Annotated in this window: 19 protein-coding genes; 13 read left to right on the top strand and 6 right to left on the bottom strand. The window is 44.3% G+C overall.

Features of this window, described 5'->3' with window-relative positions; all coding sequences use genetic code 11:
• Positions 1–95 precede the first annotated feature (95 nt).
• Positions 96–1,100, top strand: coding sequence for a S66 family peptidase (locus AACS92_RS18135; protein WP_099109098.1), 1,005 nt, complete (start codon positions 96–98; stop codon positions 1,098–1,100).
• A 34-nt stretch (positions 1,101–1,134) separates the two neighbouring features.
• Here the strand turns inward: AACS92_RS18135 and AACS92_RS18130 are convergent, their stop codons facing one another.
• Positions 1,135–1,920 carry an AraC family transcriptional regulator gene (locus AACS92_RS18130; protein ID WP_099109097.1) on the bottom strand — a complete coding sequence of 262 codons (786 nt, stop codon included), beginning with the start codon at positions 1,918–1,920 and terminating at the stop codon, positions 1,135–1,137.
• A gap of 122 nt (positions 1,921–2,042) precedes the next feature.
• Between AACS92_RS18130 and AACS92_RS18125 the strand changes: the two genes are divergently transcribed.
• Positions 2,043–3,161, top strand: a complete 1,119-nt coding sequence (locus AACS92_RS18125; RefSeq protein ID WP_099109096.1) for a multidrug effflux MFS transporter — start codon at positions 2,043–2,045, stop codon at positions 3,159–3,161.
• Positions 3,162–3,214: 53 nt separating this feature from the next.
• Here the strand turns inward: AACS92_RS18125 and AACS92_RS18120 are convergent, their stop codons facing one another.
• Together AACS92_RS18120 and AACS92_RS18115 are read right to left on the bottom strand one after the other, a co-directional pair.
• On the bottom strand, positions 3,215–3,958 hold the full coding sequence (locus AACS92_RS18120) for a type 2 GTP cyclohydrolase I (protein ID WP_099109095.1): 744 nt from the start codon (positions 3,956–3,958) through the stop codon (positions 3,215–3,217).
• 218 nt (positions 3,959–4,176) lie between these two features.
• Positions 4,177–4,380, bottom strand: coding sequence for a YbfA family protein (locus AACS92_RS18115; protein WP_099109094.1), 204 nt, complete (start codon positions 4,378–4,380; stop codon positions 4,177–4,179).
• A 350-nt stretch (positions 4,381–4,730) separates the two neighbouring features.
• Here AACS92_RS18115 and kdpF point away from each other — a divergent pair, with 350 nt between their 5' ends.
• Genes kdpF through kdpD form a run of 5 tightly spaced genes read left to right on the top strand, consistent with a single transcriptional unit; the run spans position 4,731 to position 11,957 of the window.
• Positions 4,731–4,820: a K(+)-transporting ATPase subunit F gene (gene kdpF, locus AACS92_RS18110; protein ID WP_099109093.1), complete on the top strand. Its 90-nt coding sequence runs from the start codon at positions 4,731–4,733 to the stop codon at positions 4,818–4,820.
• Positions 4,821–6,527: a potassium-transporting ATPase subunit KdpA gene (kdpA, locus tag AACS92_RS18105; protein WP_099109092.1), complete on the top strand. Its 1,707-nt coding sequence runs from the start codon at positions 4,821–4,823 to the stop codon at positions 6,525–6,527.
• Between the two features lie 32 nt (positions 6,528–6,559).
• Positions 6,560–8,626 carry a potassium-transporting ATPase subunit KdpB gene (gene kdpB / locus AACS92_RS18100; RefSeq protein ID WP_099109091.1) on the top strand — a complete coding sequence of 689 codons (2,067 nt, stop codon included), beginning with the start codon at positions 6,560–6,562 and terminating at the stop codon, positions 8,624–8,626.
• Positions 8,627–8,670: 44 nt separating this feature from the next.
• Positions 8,671–9,258, top strand: a complete 588-nt coding sequence (gene kdpC / locus AACS92_RS18095) for a potassium-transporting ATPase subunit KdpC (RefSeq protein ID WP_099109090.1) — start codon at positions 8,671–8,673, stop codon at positions 9,256–9,258.
• Positions 9,255–11,957, top strand: a complete 2,703-nt coding sequence (gene kdpD / locus AACS92_RS18090) for a two-component system sensor histidine kinase KdpD (RefSeq protein ID WP_099109089.1) — start codon at positions 9,255–9,257, stop codon at positions 11,955–11,957. Before kdpC ends, kdpD begins: the two co-directional genes overlap by 4 nt.
• 300 nt (positions 11,958–12,257) lie before the next feature.
• On the opposite strand, the gene pgm is transcribed toward kdpD, so the two are convergent.
• Complete coding sequence (gene pgm / locus AACS92_RS18085; RefSeq protein WP_099109087.1) at positions 12,258–13,898, bottom strand: phosphoglucomutase (alpha-D-glucose-1,6-bisphosphate-dependent); 1,641 nt, start codon at positions 13,896–13,898, stop codon at positions 12,258–12,260.
• Between the two features lie 120 nt (positions 13,899–14,018).
• Positions 14,019–14,552 carry a replication initiation negative regulator SeqA gene (gene seqA / locus AACS92_RS18080; RefSeq protein WP_099109086.1) on the bottom strand — a complete coding sequence of 178 codons (534 nt, stop codon included), beginning with the start codon at positions 14,550–14,552 and terminating at the stop codon, positions 14,019–14,021.
• A 261-nt stretch (positions 14,553–14,813) separates the two neighbouring features.
• Here seqA and ybfF point away from each other — a divergent pair, with 261 nt between their 5' ends.
• From ybfF to AACS92_RS18050, 6 genes are all read left to right on the top strand, one after another.
• The gene (gene ybfF / locus AACS92_RS18075) at positions 14,814–15,593 is read left to right on the top strand and encodes an esterase (protein WP_099109085.1); all 780 of its coding nucleotides are present in this window, start codon (positions 14,814–14,816) and stop codon (positions 15,591–15,593) included.
• 307 nt (positions 15,594–15,900) lie between these two features.
• Positions 15,901–16,656 (top strand): class I SAM-dependent DNA methyltransferase, encoded by a 756-nt coding sequence (locus tag AACS92_RS18070; RefSeq protein WP_099109084.1) that lies wholly within the window; start codon positions 15,901–15,903, stop codon positions 16,654–16,656.
• An 801-nt stretch (positions 16,657–17,457) separates the two neighbouring features.
• Positions 17,458–18,225 carry a 5-oxoprolinase subunit PxpA gene (locus tag AACS92_RS18065; protein WP_099109083.1) on the top strand — a complete coding sequence of 256 codons (768 nt, stop codon included), beginning with the start codon at positions 17,458–17,460 and terminating at the stop codon, positions 18,223–18,225.
• A 32-nt stretch (positions 18,226–18,257) separates the two neighbouring features.
• Positions 18,258–19,139: a 5-oxoprolinase subunit B family protein gene (locus AACS92_RS18060; RefSeq protein WP_099109082.1), complete on the top strand. Its 882-nt coding sequence runs from the start codon at positions 18,258–18,260 to the stop codon at positions 19,137–19,139.
• 8 nt (positions 19,140–19,147) lie between these two features.
• Complete coding sequence (locus tag AACS92_RS18055) at positions 19,148–20,140, top strand: 5-oxoprolinase subunit C family protein (RefSeq protein ID WP_099109081.1); 993 nt, start codon at positions 19,148–19,150, stop codon at positions 20,138–20,140.
• Positions 20,141–20,179: 39 nt separating this feature from the next.
• The gene (locus AACS92_RS18050) at positions 20,180–21,445 is read left to right on the top strand and encodes a 4-aminobutyrate--2-oxoglutarate transaminase (RefSeq protein ID WP_099109080.1); all 1,266 of its coding nucleotides are present in this window, start codon (positions 20,180–20,182) and stop codon (positions 21,443–21,445) included.
• 105 nt (positions 21,446–21,550) lie between these two features.
• Here AACS92_RS18050 and AACS92_RS18045 read toward each other — a convergent pair whose 3' ends face one another.
• Positions 21,551–22,357 (bottom strand): inositol monophosphatase family protein, encoded by an 807-nt coding sequence (locus AACS92_RS18045; protein WP_099109079.1) that lies wholly within the window; start codon positions 22,355–22,357, stop codon positions 21,551–21,553.
• Positions 22,358–22,539 lie beyond the last annotated feature (182 nt).

The following is a 22,539-nucleotide window of genomic DNA, read 5'->3' as shown; positions in this document are numbered from 1 at the left end:
TACCTTAATGCCATTAGTATTGGCCTCCTGTCTGGCGGTTAAGGTACAGTATTCGTTGTGTGGTACCCATTATTTTTCGAATAAAAGGTAGCGCCATGATCCTTCCTAAAAAATTATCCATTGGTGAAACTATCGGTTTTTTCTCCTCTTCATCTCCTGCAACTGCTTTTGCTCCGACTCGTTTTGCCAGAAGTGTCCGTTATTTAGAAAGTAAAGGTTATAAAACAAAAGCCGGAATACTCACTGGTAAAAGCGACTTTTATCGTTCAGGAACCATTATGCAACGAGTGGAAGAGTTTAATACCCTGCTTCGTGACCCAGAAGTAAGGTGTGTTATGTCTACTATGGGAGGTAACAATTCAAACTCAATGCTGCCATATATTGATTATGATGCCATCAGAAAAGATCCTAAAATCATTATTGGTTATTCTGACATAACAGCACTTTTACTTGGAATATATCAGAAAACCAATGTAGTCACTTTTTATGGCCCTGCATTAGTTGCTTCATTTGGTGAATTTCCACCTTTAGTTGATGAGACATTCAATCATTTTTCTCAAATAGTAAATAATAATCATTCTCTCCCTTTTATCTATAAACAACCTGAACATTGGGCTGATGAATATATCGAATGGGAAACGCAGATAACCCCTAAAAATACATATCCTAATAAGTGGGTTTTTGATGGAAAAGGAACGTTCCGAGGCAGATTAATTGGTGGTAATTTAAATACGCTTTGTGGGATTTGGGGAAGTGAATATATGCCTGAAATTAAAACAGGTGATATTTTACTTATTGAAGACTGTTTCAAAGGAATAGAGCTGGTTGAACGCGCTTTTTCCCATCTGCTGTTATGTGGGATCTTTGATAAAGTTTCAGCAATTATTCTTGGAAAACACGAACAATTTGATGATAAAGGAACAGGAAGAAACTCTCTGGATGTGCTGAAAGAAGTTCTGAATGGGAAAGAAGTTCCTGTTCTGGCTGATTTCGATTGTTGCCATACACACCCAATGTTTACCATGCCACTTGGCGTTGACGTTGTTGTCGATTTTGATTCAGAGTCCGTTTATCTACCTGAACCATATTGTGTAAATTAACTATTTTTAAATAATTCAGAGTACAAATTAATTGTTAATCTCTATATGCCTTCCTTTCTGAACCCGCCATATACTCCCGTGGCGGTCTTCCCATTATTTTACGGAAAAAAGTCACAAAAGCACTGTCACTGGTAAATCCCAGCTCCTGCGCAACATAAGATAACGGTTTGCCCTGAGCCAATAATTCTATTGCTTTAACCAATCGCCATTGCTGACGCCATTGCTGATAATTCATTCCCGTTTCACGCTTAAATATACGGGTAATCGTTTTTTCACTGGCTCCAATGTAAGTTGCAATCACCTGTAGTGAAGGAGGTAATTGTTCAAAGGATAAACTCGCAAAACGGCGATCAGAAGGTAATGGTAATAACGTTGGCTCCCGCTGTGATTCGCAAATTTCATCAAGAAATACTGCCAGTAAATTTGCGTTTTTTCCCTGCTCCCAATCAGTATCAAACGGAGATATTGCGATACGTTCCAAAACAGCCTGTAACAACGGAGTGGCTTCCAGTATCGCACACTGCTCCGGCAGACATTGTACTTCAGAAACATTGAGATAAATTGATCGATATCCGATGGAGCCTCGCATTTCTGCCCGATGCCGAGTCTTTGGTGGGATCCATGCCACTCGGGTTGGCGGCAAAATAGAGATCTGGCTGGCTAGTGTGATTTTGATACAGCCACGCTGAGTAAACAACAATTGTCCCATACCATGTTGGTGAAATCCGGAATCATGCTGTCCCATATCTGCTGCAATACCCGCAACGAGTACATTCAGATTATCCGGATCAAACTGATCACTCTGCCTCAGCCATGCCATATATAGTCCTCAAGTGTGAATGTCTGATTATATAAATATATTGTCTTTATTATCATAAATAGACAACCACTAAAATGTTAGCCTTCTGCTCACAAATTATTCACTGTCAGAAGAAAAATACTATGCAAATCCAACCACCACTTTGGTTAGCCATTGCTCTGATGATGTTTCCTCAGATTGTAGAAACCATCTATAGCCCGGCATTAACCAACATTTCCCGTGGATTTTCCGTCAGCGTGGAACAAGCTTCTCAAACCTTGTCACTCTACTTTTTCGCTTTTGCAATTGGCATAGTCGTATGGGGCCGCTTATGTGATGTTATTGGCAGGCGCCCCACCATTATTACCGGGTTATTATTGTATGGTGGTGCCTGTTTGCTGGCTCTATTAACTACACATTTCTGGCTACTACTTATTGCCAGAATGTTATCTGCTTTTGGTGCAGCAGTGGGGTCAATCGGAACACAGACTATGATGCGCGATAGCTATCGTGGTGAAGAGCTAACCCGTGTTTTCTCTATTATGGGCATTGCTCTGGCTGCCAGCCCAGCCATCGGTATGATCAGCGGTTCCATGTTGAATCATTTTGGTAATTATCAGGCGGTATTTGCAGGTCTGGCGATTTTGGCCGTTATCCTTACTGTGTGGTCTATGGCTCGTTTACCTGAAACACGCCCTACCACTGTTACCAAAGTCGTTTTATCAGAAACAGCCCGTATGATGCTGAAAGATATTTCAATCTGGCGAAGTGCTTTTCTTATCGCTTTATTTAATATTTGTCTATTTAGCTACTATCAACTGGCACCTTTCCGTTTTGATCAACTCGGAATATCACCAACACTGTTCGGCTACACCGGCCTGATTCTTGCTTTCGGAGTCATGTTAGGCTCTGTATTGAATAAGCTGTTGTTGAAAAAGAAGTGGAAAACCGAAAAACTCACTTTTCTTGCGGCATGTCTTACCCTGTTCAGTGGAGTTTTTGTTTATCTACTCGAAAATAGCTGGCTGTTTATTTTTCCCATGCTGGGAATAGTTATCGCCTACGGCGTCTCTATCCCGAACCTTCTCGCATCTGCGTTAACTCACTATACAGACAGGTTGGGCACAGCAGGCGCTTTATTGGGGTTATTTTACTACATGCTCTTGGCGGGAGGTTTGACAATTGCCGGCTGGAGTCAGGCTTTGGGTAAGACCCTTATTTGTAGTGGATTAGCTGTTGTATTTTTATCACGCGGTAAATAAACACACTGAGGCTATCAATTAAATAGCCTCTTTAATTAAAAATCAGTAATACATCAAGCCGGATTAGGAATATCAACAAAAGTGACATCCAGCCCATGATGATTAGCCAGCCATTCACCAAGTGTTTTAATGCCATAGCGCTCAGTTGCATGGTGCCCTGCTGAGTAAAAATGCATCCCCATTTCACGGGCAACATGGATAGTCTTCTCTGATACTTCCCCCGTCACAAAAGCATCAACACCAAAGTCAGCAGCCTGCTCAATAAAACTCTGCCCTCCTCCGGTACACCATGCAATAGTACGGATCTCTTCCCGTGCATTATCGCCGCAATGCAGCACCTTACGTTCTAGTCTTTGCTCAAGACGTTCAGTTAATTCTGCCGGGGTAATCGGTTGATCAAATACGCCATGAGGTAATAAAGCGTCAATGTTTCCTATGATCTTCACTCCCATCTGGCGGGCCAGCTGAACATTGTTTCCCAAAGTGGGGTGTGCATCCAGCGGAAGATGGTAGCCATACAAGTTAATATCGTTACAGAGTAAAGTCTGCAAACGGCGGCGTTTCATGCCACGGATGACAGGTGATTCATTTTTCCAGAAGTACCCATGATGTACGATGATGGCATCCGCCTCCAGACGCACAGCTTCATCCAGCAAAGCCTGACAGGCTGTCACTCCCGTTATAACACGCTGAATATGGGGACGTCCTTCTACCTGTAATCCATTAGGGGCATAATCCTGAAACTCCCGAACATTCAATTCCGTATTAATTACATGTTCTAATTCAACATTATTCATTACACACTCCCCATTATTTAGCATTTTCACAATAGAATCCGCACCAATTTACTTGCCTATAGTGATATTGTCTGTTAGTAGTAATAACACATCTGCAGCAATAAGCGATAAAAGTAAAACACCCTGCCAGCTTAAGCAGGCAGGGTGCAAGAATACTATATCCGGAAAACTATATCAGGCAGAAAAACGAAGAGCAGGACTCTGCCAAGAGGGGAAATTTAGGGGTTTAGCGTATCTGAAGCAACTTCTGTGCGTTCCAGCCAAACTGGTTTATCACTGGTTTTTACCCATACTTTATGTAAGTAGCTGTAGAAACGGGCACGCTCACGACTAAACAGCATAAAAGGAAGTGCAATAACGCCTAATGCGACGGCACCAATGCGCCGCAAGAGAACCTGATGCCGGGAATATTCACGATACATAGAGACCTCCTCAAATGGGCAATAACTCAATAACTGTAAGACCTGATAAATTTTACTCGATAAAATGAAAATTTACTACTGATCCGACCACTTTTTTACTGCTTAAAATCACTGTTTTTTTATCTTAGCGTAATTTTATTACAAATAAATGATCTAAACAGAAACAAAACCAACATATTAAAAACATAAAATTAACCTGTCAGGTTTTGCTAAACTTACTTTTCACAGAGTCCAATTAATCAGTATTACTTATATTTACTTTGTGCTTTCAGGTTCTCTTTTTATCACTTCTTGATTGGTCATTTTATTTTAATCCGGTTTGTTATTAAGAAGTAACAAGGAGATAAATAGTGAATAACTTACTTATTATTGGCGCTATTCTGGTAGTGTTATTACTTTTCTATCTGGTTTATGCATTATTGAATGCGGAGGATTTCTAGATGGAAACCTCTGCTTTTTTACTTGTCGCTACTTTCTTATTATTACTATTTATATTAAGTAAACCTCTTGGACATTTAATCGCAAATCTTATTGAGGGCGATTTACCTCATCGGCTCACCAATGCCGAAATGATTTTATGGCGTTGTTGTGGCCTAAAAAAACCGGGTGACAATGTTAAAGAAATGAACTGGTGGCAATATTCATTTGCTATTATTGCCTTTAACCTTGCAGGTTTATTATTACTATTTATCCTATTGATAAGCCAAAAATATCTGCCTCTTAATCCCCAGCATTTTGCTGGTATGAAATGGGATTTAGCTCTCAATACAGCAATCAGCTTTGTCACCAACACGAACTGGCAGGCCTACAGTGGCGAAAATACCCTCAGTTACCTGAGCCAGATGGCTGGGTTAACCGTTCAAAATTTCCTGTCTGCTGCAACAGGTATTGCTATCGCTTTTGCACTGATACGGGCGTTTTCCCGACAAGGTGTGAAAACTCTGGGAAATGCCTGGATTGATATCACCCGCATTACACTCTATCTACTACTTCCTTTAGCGATCATTATCGCGTTGATCCTTGCCAGTCAGGGGGTGATCCAAAACTTCTCTCCATATATTTCTGTTCATACCCTTGAAGGCCATCAGCAATTACTTCCGATGGGACCGGTCGCCTCTCAAGAAGCCATCAAAGTATTAGGAACAAATGGAGGTGGTATATTTGGCGCGAACTCAGCTCATCCTTTTGAAAATCCGAATACGATCAGTAATTTCGTACAGATGATTTCCATCTTCTTGATCCCCAGTGCGTTGTGCTTCGCCTTTGGTCTGGTTGTTGGAGACAATCGGCAAGGGTACTCCCTGTTATGGGCTATGGGGATTATCTTTGTGATTTCTGTCGCCATCGTGATGTGCGCTGAAACTATGGGAAATCCCCATTTCATGCCATCCGGCATTAACAGCAATATTAATATGGAAGGAAAGGAATCCCGTTTTGGTATTCTTGCCTCTTCCCTTTATGGCGTAGTCACCACTTCAGCCTCCTGCGGAGCGGTTAATTCAATGCATGATTCCTTTACAGCATTGGGAGGCATGATACCGCTCTGGCTCATGCAAATCGGCGAAGTCGTCTTTGGCGGTGTAGGTGCCGGGATTTATGGCATATTGTTATTTGTCCTGCTGGCTGTCTTTATTGCCGGCCTGATGATTGGCCGTGCCCCTGAATATCTGGGCAAAAAAATTGATGTTCATGAGATGAAAATGGTCGCGTTGGCGATTCTGGTCACTCCTTCCCTTATTCTACTGGGAACCGCACTGTCCGTTTCATTCGAGGCAGGAAGAAGTGCTGTAGCAAACCCAGGGGCACATGGTTTCACCGAAATACTCTATGCTGTTACATCTGCGGCTAATAACAATGGCAGTGCTTTTGCCGGTCTGGCAGCCAACAGTGTATTTTACAATCTGCTTTTAGGCACCATCATGCTCCTCGGGCGATTTGGCATCATTCTGCCTGTCCTGTCCATCGCCGGATCGATGAGCAGTAAAAAACGGCAGCCTATCAGCAACGGTACCCTGCCCACTCACACCACATTATTCATTGGCTTATTGATTTTAGTCATCTTATTGATTGGAGCACTCACTTTCATACCCGCACTGGCTCTTGGTCCTATTGCAGAGCATTTACAGCTTTGGCAACTATCACAATAAGTGAAGTTGTGAAATAAATTGTGAGATAAGTGATGAGAAATAAAAAGCAGGCATTATTTGAATCCGGATTAGTTCGTCAGGCAATTATCGATTCAGTAAAAAAATGTCATCCTGCCGTCCAATGGCATAATCCGGTTATGTTTGTCGTTTACCTCGGTAGCTGTCTGGCTACTTTATTATGGCTCAGTATTCTGACCGGGCAAACGACTGGTGATGCCCTCTTTACCGGCTCCATTGCTTTATGGTTATGGTTCACTGTATTGTTTGCCAATTTTGCAGAAGCGCTGGCAGAAGGACGCAGTCAGGCTCAGGCCTCCAGTCTGAAAGGAGTCAAAAAAACAACGTGGGCAATCAGGCTTTCATCCCCCAGCCGCGATGCGGCAAAAGAAAAAGTCACTTCCGATTGTTTACGCAAAGGCGATATTGTACTGATAGAAGCGGGTGAAATTATCCCCTGCGATGGTGAAGTCCTTGAAGGTGGTGCATCTGTTAACGAAAGCGCCATTACCGGCGAGTCAGCACCAGTGATACGGGAATCCGGCGGTGATTTTTCTTCCGTGACGGGAGGAACCCAAGTACTGTCAGACTGGTTAATCGTAGAGTGTTCCGTCAATCCGGGAGAAACCTTCCTCGACCGGATGATCTCAATGGTTGAGGGAGCTAAGCGGCGTAAAACCCCGAATGAAATTGCCCTGACCATTTTACTTACCGCGCTCACCATCATTTTCCTGCTAACCTGTGCCAGCTTACTTCCCTTTTCCCTATTCAGTGTTGAAGCCAACCACACTGGTGCACCGATCACAGTTACCGTTCTGATTGCACTTTTAGTGTGTTTAATTCCCACCACTATTGGCGGCCTGCTTTCTGCTATTGGTGTTGCAGGAATGAGCCGCATGCTGGAAGCCAATGTCATTGCCACCAGCGGACGTGCCATTGAAGCCGCAGGTGATGTCGATGTGCTGTTACTGGATAAAACCGGAACAATTACTTTGGGAAATCGTCAGGCCTCTCAGTTTCTGCCCGCTCCCGGCGTTACAGAACGGCAGTTAGCTGATGCTGCACAGCTTTCTTCTCTGGCAGATGAAACACCGGAAGGTCGCAGTATCGTCATTCTGGCAAAACAGCGCTTCAATATGCGTGAGCGTGATCTGCGGACATTAAATGCTACATTTGTTCCTTTTTCTGCCATGACCCGCATGAGCGGAGTCAACATCAACGATCGCCTGATCCGCAAAGGTGCTGTTGATGCCATCCGACGCCATATTGAAGCCAACCGCAGCCAGTTCCCTGAAGCCATTAATCTGTTGGTGCAACAGGTTGCCAGCAAAGGGGGAACACCGCTGGTTGTCGCTGAAAATCAGCGGGTTTTGGGTGTTGTTGCCCTGAAAGATATTATTAAAGGCGGAATTAAGGAGCGTTTCAGTGAAATGCGCAGGATGGGGATCAAAACGGTGATGATCACCGGTGATAACCACCTGACAGCCGCGGCCATTGCGGCTGAAGCCGGTGTCGATGATTTTCTGGCGGAAGCGACACCGGAAGCAAAACTGACTTTGATTCGCCAGTATCAATCTGAAGGGCGTCTGGTTGCCATGACCGGCGATGGAACAAACGATGCCCCAGCACTGGCTCAGGCTGATGTGGCCGTTGCCATGAATTCAGGAACTCAGGCCGCAAAAGAGGCCGGTAATATGGTGGATCTGGATTCCAATCCCACGAAATTAATTGAAGTGGTACGTATTGGTAAGCAAATGCTGATGACCAGAGGCTCTTTAACCACATTTAGTATTGCCAATGACATTGCTAAGTATTTCGCCATTATTCCGGCTGCATTCGCTGTCACTTATCCGCAACTTAATGCACTGAATATCATGCACCTCCATTCACCGCAATCAGCAGTGCTGTCAGCAGTTATTTTCAATGCGCTTATCATTATTTTTTTACTGCCACTCGCTCTGAAAGGCATCAGTTATCGTCCGATGAATGCTCTGTCACTTCTGAGACGTAATTTATGGATATATGGTCTGGGTGGTTTGCTGATGCCTTTTGCGGCGATCAAACTGATCGATATGTTACTCACTCTATTAGGCTTTAAATAGATCATCATCCTCTCGGGATTTGACTATCAGGTAAGGTGAAAAAAATGACTTGGTTACGTTCTTCCATTGTTCTGTTGATATTTCTCACCCTGATCACCGGGATCGCATATCCGTTGCTGATCACTGGCCTGTCCACAACCTTGTTTCACCATCAGGCGACAGGTTCACTCATTGAACAGGATGGTGAATTGCTTGGTTCAGAGTTAATCGGTCAGGAATTTACCAAAGCGAACTATTTTCATGGACGGCCTTCAATGACTGCTGAACAACCTTATAATGCACAGTCATCCGGGGGGAGTAATCTCGCACCAACTAACCCGTTTTTATTCCAGAAAATACAACAGCGCATTATTAAAATACGTCTATTTAACCACCCGGAAAATCATCCTATTCCTGTCGATTTAGTCACCGCATCCGGTAGCGGCCTTGATCCCCATATTTCACCTGAAGCTGCTGTATTTCAGGCTCATCGTATTGCTACAGCCCGGCACCTGCCGGTAGATTTAATCAACAAGCTGATTGAGGAGAACATCGAATTTCCACCAATACACTACTTAGGTCAGCCCGTTGTCAACGTACTGAAACTCAATCTGGCGTTAGATAACCAGCGAGCACAAGGTAAGTCGCGATGACTGAGACAGAACCACAGCGTCCTGATCCAGACAATTTGCTGACGCTGGCAAATGAAAAGCCACGGGGCAAACTGAAAATTTTCTTCGGAGCCTGTGCCGGAGTAGGAAAAACCTACGCCATGTTACAGGAAGCTCAACGTTTGCTGGCTCAGGGGCTGGATATTATTGTCGGCGTCGTTGAAACTCACGGACGGCAGGAAACCGCGGCACTCTTAAAAGGTCTGCCACAGTTGCCGCCAAAATATATCTACTCAGCTCAACGCAGAGTCCCGGTATTTGATATTGATGCAGCTATTGCCCGTCATCCTGCCATCATCCTGATGGATGAATTAGCCTACAGTAATCCGAAGGGTTGTCGTCATCCCAAACGCTGGCAGGATGTGGAAGAACTGCTGGAAGCCGGTATTGATGTCCTGACTACCATTAACGTACAGCATCTGGAAAGCCTGAATGATATCGTCGGTGGTATTACCGGTATCCGGGTGAGGGAAACTATTCCCGATCATATCTTTGATAATGCCGACGATGTTGTCTTAGTGGATCTTCCACCCGATGATCTGCGCCAGCGCCTTCACGAAGGTAAAGTTTATATTCCGGCTCAGGCTGAACGGGCTATTGAACATTTTTTCCGTAAAGGAAACCTGATCGCTCTGCGTGAACTGGCCTTGCGCCGTACCGCAGATCGTGTGGATGATCAGATGCGCGCTTTCCGCGATACACGGGGGAAAGAGCCTGTCTGGCATACGCGGGATAACCTGCTGTTATGTATCGGCGATAATCATGGTAATGAGAAATTGATCCGCAAGGCAGCCCGGCTTGCCGCGAAACTGGACTGTACCTGGCATGCCGTTTATGTTGAAACGCCTAAATTACACCGGTTGCCGGAAATCAAACGTCGAACTATTTTAAAAACATTGATGCTGGCACAGGAACTCGGAGCAGAGACAGCCACACTTTCGGAGCCTCATAAAGAAAAAGCCATCCTCCGCTACGCCAGAGAACACAACCTCGGAAAAATCATCGTCGGGCGCTACCATAGTTTATATTCCACCCTCTTTAGCCATCGATGGCGTTCTGATTTTGTCGGGCGTTTAGGTAAACTTGGTCCCGATCTGGATATCATTATTATTGCCCTTGAAGATAAAAAACAGCACTGGATCAAAGAGCCGGCTGAGCAACGCTTATCCAGTGACAAGTGGATAAACCAGCTTCAGGGGTTCCTGATCGCAATTATCCTGTGTACCTTTATTACCTTATTTTCTCGAACAGTTTTATTCCCTCTCGATAAAGCCAACCTGATCACCCTTTATCTACTGGGTGTTGTTGTTATTGCGTTATTTTACGGGCGCTGGCCTTCGGTATTTTCTGCTTTTATCAACGTTGCCAGTTTCGATATCTTTTTTGTCAAACCTCATCTGTCACTGGCCGTTAATGATATGCAATATCTGCTTACCTTTACGGTCATGCTGATCGTGGGAGTGGTCGTCGGGAACCTGACCGCAGGTATACGCTATCAAGCCAGAATTGCACGCTATAGGGAGCAGCGGACACGGCATTTATATGAAATCACCCGTGAACTCGGCCGGGCACTGAATGAAGAAGACGTTGCCCGTATCAGTTATCATTTTTTATCCAATAGCTTTCAGGCAAAAACAGGGTTATTACTGCCGGATGGCAATAATCATCTTTATCAGGTGAAATCCTACAATGGTGGGCAGATGTTAGTTGATGAAGCCATCGCCAAATGGTGTTTTGATAAAAAACAACCCGCGGGAGCAGGAACAGATACTCTACCGGGCGTGCCTTATCAGTTAATTCCCATCGCCACGCCGTCACAAATTTTTGCTGTCCTTGCGATTGAATCATCGAACCCCCGACAACTATTGGTGCCTGAGCAACAACGGTTACTACAGATTTTTACCGGAATTATTGCTAACGCGCTGGAGCGATTACATCTGGCCCGTGGTGCAGAATCCGCCAAGCTGGAGAGTGAATGGGAACAATTACGTAATTCATTTATGACAGCCCTGTCACATGATTTGCTGACACCATTAACCCGCCTGTCTGAACAAACAGAAGTACTCAGACAGAATTTATCGGTTACAAACTCTCAGCATGCTAAACAATTTCAGTATATTCATCAGCAGATCCTTAATATTTCACATCTGGTGAATAACATGCTGGATATCGTGCGTATCCAATCAGGCAGCCTTCAGCCTAATTTTGGCTGTTATTCACTGAAAGAAATCATTGATAGTGCTTTACGCTCACTCGATTATGCTTTAAGCCGTTATAAGATAGATCTTTCCCTGCCTGCTGATTTGTCCCTACAGTGCGACGCCTCTTTATTAGAGCGTGTATTTGTCAACCTACTGGAAAATGCCATCAAATATACAGATAAAGGTTCAGCACTGGGTATCAGAGCAACAATTGAAAAAGAAAAGGTCAATATCGAAGTTTGGGATACCGGTTCAGGATTACCGGGCGGGAAGGAAAAATCCATTTTTGATAAATTTTCACATATCCCCCATAAACATCACAAACCCACGGCCATTAATTCCGGGTTAGGGCTAACGATTTGTTATCACATTATTGAAATTCACAATGGAAAAATATGGGCGACAAATAATGAGAAAGGTGGAGCCAGTTTCCATTTTTCCCTGCCGATTTGTTCCACCAATGATAATCGAGAAAAATGACATGCAGATCTAATTAAATGATAAGGAAATAACCCTATGAAGCAGCTAATAACCCTATCGCTATCCACCATTCTGGTATTAACCTCATGGAGTACACATGCAATACCATCAGGGTTATCTAATACACCGGCACAATGTCAGGACCGAGCATATACTATATGTAAAAAACATATCGATCATCCTAAAAAATACCAATTTTGTCTTGAAGAAATCTATGACACATGCATACGTCAATAATGTTTGTTTTAACAAAAAGCCGCAGCAAAAGCAGCGGCTTTTTTCATCAGTATTCAGCGCTAATTAACCCGCAGCAAATACTTGGTTAACAATCTCCTGAGCTTCCTGCTCGATTTTTTCACGGTGTTCTGCACCAAGGAAACTCTCGCAATAAATTTTATATGCTTCTTCTGTACCTGAAGGGCGCGCCGCAAACCAGCCGTTATCACTCATCACCTTCAGGCCACCAATGGAAGCACCATTGCCGGAAGCAGTTGTCAGGCGAGCCGTAATTGGATCACCTGCCAGCGTATCCGCTTTTACCATTTCCGGTGACAACTTAGATAACTGTGCTTTCTGCTGATGACTTGCCGGAGCCTGAAGACGGCTATAACTCGGCGTACCAAAACGAGCCGCCAATTTGTCATAGCGCTGCTGTGGATTTTCACCGGTCACTGCCATCATTTCCGCCGCAAGCAGGCAAAGAATGATGCCGTCTTTATCTGTTGACCACGGAGTACCATCAAAACGCAGGAAAGATGCGCCCGCACTTTCTTCTCCACCGAAGCCCAGCTCACCTTTATATAGCCCGTCAACAAACCATTTAAACCCGACCGGAACTTCCACCAGTTCACGCCCCAGATCAGCCACAACCCGATCAATCATGGCACTGGAAACCAGCGTCTTACCCACAGCCACTTTCTCAGACCATTGCGGACGATGACGGAACAGGTAATCCACTGCGGTCGCCAGATAATGGTTAGGGTTCATCAGGCCGGCTGGGGTAATGATGCCGTGGCGGTCATAATCAGGATCATTGGCGAATGCCAAATCGAATTTATCCCGCAATTCCAGCAAGCCGGCCATCGCCCAGCGGGATGAACAATCCATCCGGATCACACCATCGCGATCCAGTGTCATAAAGCGGAAAGTCTGATCAATGTTATCATTCACCAGCGTCAGATCGAGATTATAATACTCACCAATACGCTGCCAGTAAGCAATACCTGAGCCACCCAAGGGATCAATCCCGATTTTCAGACCCGCTTTCTGAATTGCTGCCATATCGACAACTTCACCCAACGCGGTGACATAAGGATCAACTAAATCCTGAGGGTGCAAATATTCACTTTTTAATGCCTGTTCGTAAGGCTGGCGTTTAACGCCTTTCAGATTACCAGCCAACAATTCATTAGCCCGATTTTCAATAACGGAAGTCAGATCCGTATCAGCCGGGCCACCATTAGGCGGATTATATTTAATACCACCGTCTTCCGGTGGATTATGAGAAGGGGTAATTACAATACCATCCGCCAGATTTTTTCCCTGACGGTTATAAGACAAAATGGCATGTGAAATAGCAGGCGTTGGCGTAAAACCATTATTCTCCTGCACGACCACATCAACACCATTCGCTGTCAGTACTTCCAACACGGAAATAAAAGCGGCTTCAGAAAGTGCATGTGTATCTTTCCCGATATAACACGGGCCAGTAATATCATATTGCTTACGTACTTCTACAATCGCCTGAGAAATTGCCAGAATATGCGCTTCGTTAAAGCTATTACGCCCGGCACTGCCACGATGGCCGGAAGTACCAAACTTGACTTTATGGGCCGGATTTTCGGGATTGGGTTGTAAGGTGTAATACTGTGAAGTGAGGAGTGCAACATTGATCAAATCATGCTGCTGGGCCAGTTGCCCTGCCCTAGGATGAATCGCCACTTTATTTCTCCTGAAAGGCTGCACCGGACAGTCGCCAGTGCAGTATAAAACAGATACGCTGAACGGTTTAGAGAGTTAATTGATTAACCGCAGACTGCTGATTAAACCTAAACGCCGAATCTAAATAGTGCCACACACTTTTTCAATCAAATTTACCGGTAAACTCATATCCTGCATAACTTGCTCAATCATGCTACGTTTACGGTCAGTATTGGTATTGGTGATCACCCAAAAAGGTGTGCCGGGGATATGGCGAGGTTTGGTTTGTTTACCGCTGGCCAGCAGCGTATGTTCATCACCGGCAAAATACGTGCGGGTACGACCATGCATTGCTTCTGTTGTTCTGGCGAAACTTTCGCTGTCCAGACTATACAACGTAGACAGCACTAACATGAAACGCTCAACGGATTTTTTCTTTTCAGCATATTCATCGGAAAGCAGTAACTCGCGTATAACGCGGACAGTATCTCGGGGACGTACAGCTGGTATTTTGTTAACGGGTACAGGTTCACTGGCAGGCTGTGTAGTTTGTACTGGCTGCCCGGCGTCCAACTTCAGTATGCGCCGTAAAATATCAGATGCACTTTCACCGATATGCAGGGTTTGGCTTGCAATAAAGCGGTAAAGGTCTTCATCAACTTCTATCGTTTTCATTTCTATCCAGTACTGTTCTTAATGAAAAAATTATCCCCAGATTATAAGATATAATGCAACAAAACAAAACAATTAAACTTTCAATAACTTAAAGTGATTCTTTCTTAAATTGAGAATTGAAAAGAAAGAAACTTTTCCCCTAAAATAAATCAATTAGTTACAGCCAATATCCCCTCATTTTGTTTGTCTCTGCTGATGTGTCATGATATTAAACTCTACAATATTAAACATTGTATGAACGTCATTAAACTCAGGCAAATTATGAAGTCAAACAATCAATTAAATTATCATTTACACAAACCCGAAAATCCGTTGTCTTCCACTCCCATTATCCTTATCCATGGACTTTTTGGTGATTTAAACAACTTAGGAATATTAGGGCGTGATTTACAGCAATATTATCCGGTGATTCAGATTGATGTACGAAATCACGGTATTTCTCCCCGCATGGAAAATATGGATTATCGTGACATGGCACAAGATGTGCTGGCACTTCTTGACGAACTCGATATAGCAAAAGCCATCATTATAGGTCATTCCATGGGGGGAAAAATCGCCATGAGCATGACAGCAATTGCCCCGGAGCGCATTGAAAAAATCGTGGTGATTGATATGGCTCCGGTTGCTTATCAGGCAAGGCGTCATGACAGTATTTTTGCGGCACTGCACAAAGTAACGGAAGCAGGTGTACAAACCCGGCAGGCGGCTACAGACATCATGCTTGAAGATATTAAAGAAGATGGCGTGATTCCATTTCTACTAAAATCATTCCGTCAGGGGGAATGGAGATTTAACCTACCCGTACTGCAAAAAGAATACGAAAAAATTATCGGCTGGGAAACAATTCCGGCATGGCATAAACCAGCTTTATTTATTCGTGGTGGGAACTCCGATTACATTACGGAAGAATACCGTCAGGATATTATTAATCAATTCCCACAAGCCACTGCCTGGGTTGTCGCGGGAGCCGGTCATTGGGTTCATGCAGAGAAACCTGAAGCAGTACTACGGGCAATTCACCGATTTTTAGGCACTGAATAAAAAAATAGGATATCAGTCTAGCGAAATATATGGGTTGATATCCTTACTAAACTTACCCGATATTATTATAGAATAACAATATACTTAAAATAAAATATCCAATTTATTTATCATGTTCCATTAAAACAACATACCTGATATAAAAATAATCATATTAAACTGGGTATTTATATATTAAGGTAAAACCCAGAAAAAAAACATCAAATATTATATCACTAACAAATTTAATTCTTATAAAACAGCAAAAAATTCCGCTTATTTTTTACCTTAGTTTTGTTTCTTTTATCTTAGTTAAGGACAGAAAGTAATGAATGAAAAAAACGTATATAACGCTATCGCTGATGTTTATGAAAGATTTTCAGATTCTGCTCCGCAGATAGAGGTAGAAATCAGGACGGTTTTTGAGCTGGCAGGTGAGATACAAGGAAAATCAGTATTAGATTTAGCCTGTGGCTATGGCCTGTTTAGCCGGCTTTACAAAAGTCGTGGGGCATCAAAAGTTGTCGGTGCCGATATCTCAACTAACATGATTGAAATTGCAAGAAACAAATCTCGGCAATATGGTGATGGTATCGAATTTCATGTCAGAGATGTCTGCAATATGGAATCACTGGGTAAATTTGACATCATTAACGCATCCTGGCTATTTTGTAATGCTATCTCACTCGAAGAACTTGAAATGATGTTCCGCACTGTTGCTAATAATCTGGCACCTTCCGGTAAATTAATTGCTTACACTATTGAGCCTGACTACCGGTTAACTAAAGGCAATTGTTCCAATTATCTCTGCGATATTCTTAGCGAAGAGCACTGTAGAGGCGGTCTCCTCTTTAAAGCCGAATTTACCTTTCCATCACGTAATCCTCCTCTTCCTCCTGCGCCTTTTACAATGTACAGCTGGAGCCGTGAACAACACGCAGAGGCAAGTCATAAAGCGGGTTTACAGATTGAGTGGCATAAACCTATGCTGTCACAAAGTGATATTGATAACCAGCCAGCAGGTTTTTGGGACACTTACCAGAATAACTGCCATGAAGCCGCGTTTGTTTGTAAATTCCTATAATATCAGTCAATCAAACTCCTCACTTATCAACATAGGTCATCAAAATGGCATATTGAAGAGTGAAGAACATAAGCGGTATTCATCGCGATAAAATAAAATTCAATCTCACCATTGAATGCAAAATCTAAAATAGAATATCAACCCGAATATTAATATGGGTTGATATTCCTTCTAAAAATAGATGGTTATCATTAATAGAAATAGCTTACCAGAATAACTGCCATGAAATAGCCCTTGTTTGTAAGTTACGATAATATACACTTGGTCTTTCAAGTTGCCTCTTTGTTGGCTGCGCTCGTTCACCCCAATCACCGTCTTTATAAACATACGGTTATCTATGCTCCCGGGGATTTACTCCCTTTCCGCCGCAATGCATCTTGAAATCCATTGTGTATACCAATTAATTATTTTCTTCATCTTTCAACTTGTACCAATAAAATGGGAAATTGGAGGATGAAGAATATAAATCTATAACCTCTGATAATTATATCTTGCGATAAAATTTCCCATTCTTGGTAAAGAAGAAGCCATTTTATCTCAATAAATATCATCCAAAAGCGCCCCATTGTGCGGAAAAACCAAAGTAAATTCCGTGACATTATTCCTATCTGATTAATTTCATAATATATCCAATCGGTTTGCCATAATATTTAGCAAGATCATGTGCCGGCTTAAACGAACACATGGCCTATACTCAATGGGATTTCAATATGTATCGCGTGGGCATCAGAAAAAAATTTCTTCTTTTTGTCATACCATATTATATTTTTGACATTCAGTTCACAATTTGAGCGCATGACTATGATAAACATCGATCTCAACTCAGACATTGGCGAAGGCTTCGGCCCGTGGACTATCGGCGATAATGTGGATGAATCAATTATGGCATTAATCAGCTCAGCCAATATAGCCACCGGTTTTCATGCGGGCGATCCCTGCATTATGCGTAAAACCGTGGAGCTGGCACACCAAAAAGGTGTGTCCATTGGTGCCCATCCCGGGTTCCGCGATCTTGTCGGATTTGGCCGCCGCCATATCAATACCACCCCACAGGAATTAACCAACGATGTGTTATATCAGCTCGGTGCATTACGCGAATTTGCTGCGCTGTATAACCTTCCGCTAAGGCATATAAAACCACATGGTGCCTTATATATGCATCTGGCCCGTGACAGCGATGCCGCGCATTATTTCGTCTCCACACTGCATAAACATGCTCCTGAACTGGCCATATTCTGCATGCACGGTTCGGCTATCTGGCGTGAAGCTACCACACTCGGTCATCCTGTGGTTTGTGAGTTCTACGCTGACCGCGATTACGATCTCAGTGGCTCTATTGTATTTACCCGTCTGGTTGAGCCGCTCGACCCTGAAATAGTCGCTAATAAAGTGTTACGAGCCTGTCAGGAGGGTAAAGTCCATACCGTAGAAGGAGCCGATATTGACGTTGAATTTTCCTCTGTCTGCCTGCACAGCGATACCCCCGGTGCACTCCCACTACTTCAGGCAATAGTCACCCGTTTACAGGATGCAGGCATCACGATTACACCTCCACACCAGCACAAATGACGGTATAAATTTTAATGAGGAGGAGTGCTGATATGTCTGACCCAAATTTACGCTACACCTTCGGCGGCGACGAACATCTTTTTATTGAAATCAGCGAAGCAATGTCTCTGAAGGCATTCTTTCGTAGTATGTCGTTAACAAAAGCGATTAAAAACCTTGCATTACCGGGCATATTCGATATTTGTCTGGCAAATGCATCATGCCAGATACGCTTCAACCCGGATATTTTGCCTCCCCTAACATTACTGGAGAAAGTTAAGGCCGTAGCGGAACAAGAAAACACCGATAAAAAGCTCTCTACGCGTATTATCGAAATTCCGGTGCTTTACAATGATCCCTGGACGCACGAAACCCTGATGCGTTTTCGGGAACGCCATCAGGACCCACACTCCACCGATCTGGAATATGCAGCGAGAATTAACAGCTTGCCTGATATTGATGCATTTATTGCTCAGCACAGCGGTGCTCCCTGGTTTGTATCTATGGTCGGTTTTGTTGCCGGATTACCCTTTATGTACCAGATGGTAGAACAGGAACAACAAATTCAGGTGCCTAAGTATCTGATCCCCCGTACGGATACCCCACAGCTTTCACTGGGACACGGCGGGTGCTTCGGCTGTATCTACTCTGTACGGGGTGCAGGGGGTTATCAACTCTTTGGCGTGACTCCTGCCCCCATTTACGATACCCAACAGCGCCTGCCTTATCTTAAAGATTCAATGGTATTTTTCCGCACAGGCGATATCGTTCAGTTCAAACCTATCAATCGCGATGAATATGCTCAGGCTATTTCACAAGTTGAACGAGAAGAGTTTACATTGCGTATTCGTCCTGTTGAATTTGACCTTGCAGCCTTTGAAGCTGATCCACAATCTTGTACTGCAAATTTGCAGGAGGTGCTATATGGCGATTGAGGTGTTATATGTCAATTGAAGTGTTATATGGCATTAAGGTGCTGAAACCGGGGCTATCAAGCTCAGTACAGGACGCTGGCCGGGAAGGCTATTATCACGTAGGTATTCCGCCTTCCGGCACACTGGATCGTTTTGGGCTGGCCATCGCAAATCTGCTGGTAGGGAATGCGCCGGATACAGCGGGATTAGAATGTACTCTGATGGGGCCGGAACTGCTCTTTGAGCAGGACACCGTTTTTGCTGTCAGCGGAGCACCAATGGGCATACAACTGGATGGGCAGTCCGTTCCCCTTAATACCTGCCTGCTGGCGCAAAAAGGGCAGCAACTGAAAATAACCGGCTCATCTTTAGGTGCCCGTAGTTATCTTGCCATCGCAGGTGGTATCGATGTCCCTCTGGTACTGGGTAGCCGCTCCACATACAGTCTCGGCTCACTGGGTGGATATCAGGGCCGCCGGTTACAGGCCGGAGATACGCTTCCTGTAACGGCGTATTGCGGACAAGGCCCTGTTGGTCATCACCTGCCGGAAGAATTTAAACCGGAGTTTCATAAACATGCCGAACTTCGGGTGGTTCCCGGTATGTATATCCATCGCCTGACGGCAGAATCCGTTGACAGTTTTTTCAGCGATGAATGGAGGATCAGCTCTGAATCTGATCGCATCGGTTACCGCTTTCTGGATGGGCGTCCACTAAATTTTGTGGAGCGTACACCGCCGTTTGGCGCAGGTTCTGATCCCTCCAATATTGTGGATGCCTGCTATCCTATTGGCTCTATTCAAATTCCCTCGGGGCGTACGCCCATTGTCTTACATCGGGATGCCGTTTCCGGAGGTGGCTACATGACTCTGGGTACCGTCGTCAGCAGTGATCTGGATATTCTCGGGCAGTTACCTCCCGGTGCCAAAGTAAAATTTACCCAAGTGACATTACAACAAGCGCTGGCTATCCGGCATACGTTTCAGGAAAAACTGCAACGGCTGGTCACCGCACTATCCTAGTAACCCTACAAATTTATGCCATTTTCAGGAGAATAATTGATGAAAAATACAGAGTTGAATCAACGTCGTCTGAATGCTACTCCACGCGGAGTAGGTGTGCTGAGTGACTACTTCGCGCAAAAGGCGGAAAATGCTACTCTGTGGGATGTGGAAGGTAACGAAATCATCGATTTTGCGGCTGGCATTGCTGTACTGAATACAGGTCATCGTCACCCTGAAATCGTATCCGCAATTGAACAACAACTAAAAGCATTCACCCATACCGCATATCAAATCGTACCTTATGAAAGCTATGTGACACTGGCAGAACGTATTAACGCGCTGGTGCCTATCAACGGCCCGACAAAAACCGCGTTCTTCACCACCGGAGCGGAAGCTGTCGAAAATGCCGTGAAAATCGCCCGAGCTTATACCCGTCGGCCGGGAGTGATTACTTTCAGTGGTGGCTTTCATGGTCGTACTTTTATGGCAATGGCGCTCACTGGCAAAGTAGCACCGTATAAAATCGGTTTTGGCCCATTCCCCGGCTCTGTTTACCACGCCAAATATCCGAACGGGCTTCACGGAGTATCAGTCGATAATGCTCTGGCAAGTCTGGAACATATTTTCAAAGCCGATATCGCACCGGATCAGGTTGCCGCTATTATTATTGAGCCAGTACAGGGTGAAGGCGGATTCAACATGGCACCCACCGAGTTTATGCAGGCGCTACGCACATTGTGCGATGAGCATGGCATCCTGTTAATCGCCGACGAAGTGCAAACCGGCTTTGCGCGGACTGGTAAACTGTTTGCGATGGAACACCACAATGTAAAAGCAGACCTGATCACGATGGCGAAAAGTCTCGCGGGAGGGATGCCGCTTTCCGGTGTAGCTGGCCGTGCAGAAGTGATGGATGCACCGGCACCCGGTGGGCTTGGCGGCACCTATGCGGGCAATCCACTGGCGGTGGCAGCCGCCCATGCAGTACTCAATATCATCGAAAAAGAGCAATTGTGCGAACGAGCTAATCAGCTTGGTCAGCATCTGGTGGAAATACTGGCACAAGCGCGCACTCAGTGCCCGGCAATCGCCGAAATTCGTGCACTGGGTTCCATGGTTGCGGTGGAATTTAACGATCCACAAACCGGTAAACCCTCACCAGAATTTACCCGCGAAGTACAAACCAGAGCTAAACGCGAAGGGTTGCTATTATTGAGCTGCGGTACTCACGGTAACGTGATCCGTTTCCTCTACCCCCTGACAATACCGGAGGCTCAATTCGGTAAGGCACTGCAAATTCTGTCACATATTCTGAAGAATTAAGCTTCATGGCCCCGGATGTATTATCACATCCGGGATTTTCTATTTCGGGTTGTATACACTTCGTCTTTCAAGTAGCTCTTTGTTGGCTGCGCTCGTTCACCCCAGTCACATAGTTATAGGAGAGTTCATTATCTCTACCACCTGATCCAGCAATGCTGAATTACAGGCCGAAACTAGGCTGCCACCAAACATGGCCCTTTTCCGACTGCCGTTCAGTGCACAAAAATCACCACCCGCTTCTTTAATACAGGGCAAAATTGCCGCGCTATCCCAGGGTTTCATTATTGTATCAATAGCACAGTGCAACCTTCCGGCTGCAACCATCGTGTGCTGGTAGCAATCATTAACAAAGACAAAATCACGGGCAGATTTCACTACCCCATCCAGATTATAAACCACAGTGCCATTTTCCAGATGATAACCGGAACTGTGTATACCGGAAGCTGAAATCACAGCATTGTTAACAGATGTTGGTGAGTTATCCATCACTTTAAGCTGGCGTAACGGCTTGCCTTCCACATTCATCCAGCACCCTTCCCCTTGTGAAGCATAAACAACGGTGGAAATTGCCGGAAAACTGATTACCCCAAGTTTTGGTTCACCATTTTCGACAAAAGCCAGCAACGTACTAAACAAGGGTACGCCATACAGAAATGCCCTTGTTCCATCAATGGGATCAATGATCCAGCCCGATTCGAATTGATCACTGCCATCCTGCCCAAACTCTTCTCCCAGAATGGGAACACCCGGGCTGCGTTTTTCCAGTATGTTACGAATCTCTGTTTCCAGCATTAAATCAGTTTGAGTGACAACAGAACGATCCGGTTTGTAGTCAAACTGTCCGGCTCCGTCAAACGCATCCTGAGTCCGTTTTTTGATTGTATTTACTGCTTCAAGGGCAATTTCTAACATTTTTTTGTCGCTCCTCAAGGTATCGTTTAACGTCATTTCAACGTGGCAATTCTATGATAAAAGCCATAATTATGTCTTGTTAAAAACATATTTTTAGAAAAAAATAGAAATACATTAAGAATGTAAAAAATAGAAATAGAAATAGAAATGATTTCCACTTTATATTCATTTGAAGATTTTAT

This window comes from Xenorhabdus sp. KJ12.1 (genome assembly GCF_963876495.1).
GTDB classification, from domain to species: Bacteria; Pseudomonadota; Gammaproteobacteria; order Enterobacterales; family Enterobacteriaceae; genus Xenorhabdus; species Xenorhabdus stockiae.
This window is presented reverse-complemented; position numbering and strand designations above follow the sequence as displayed.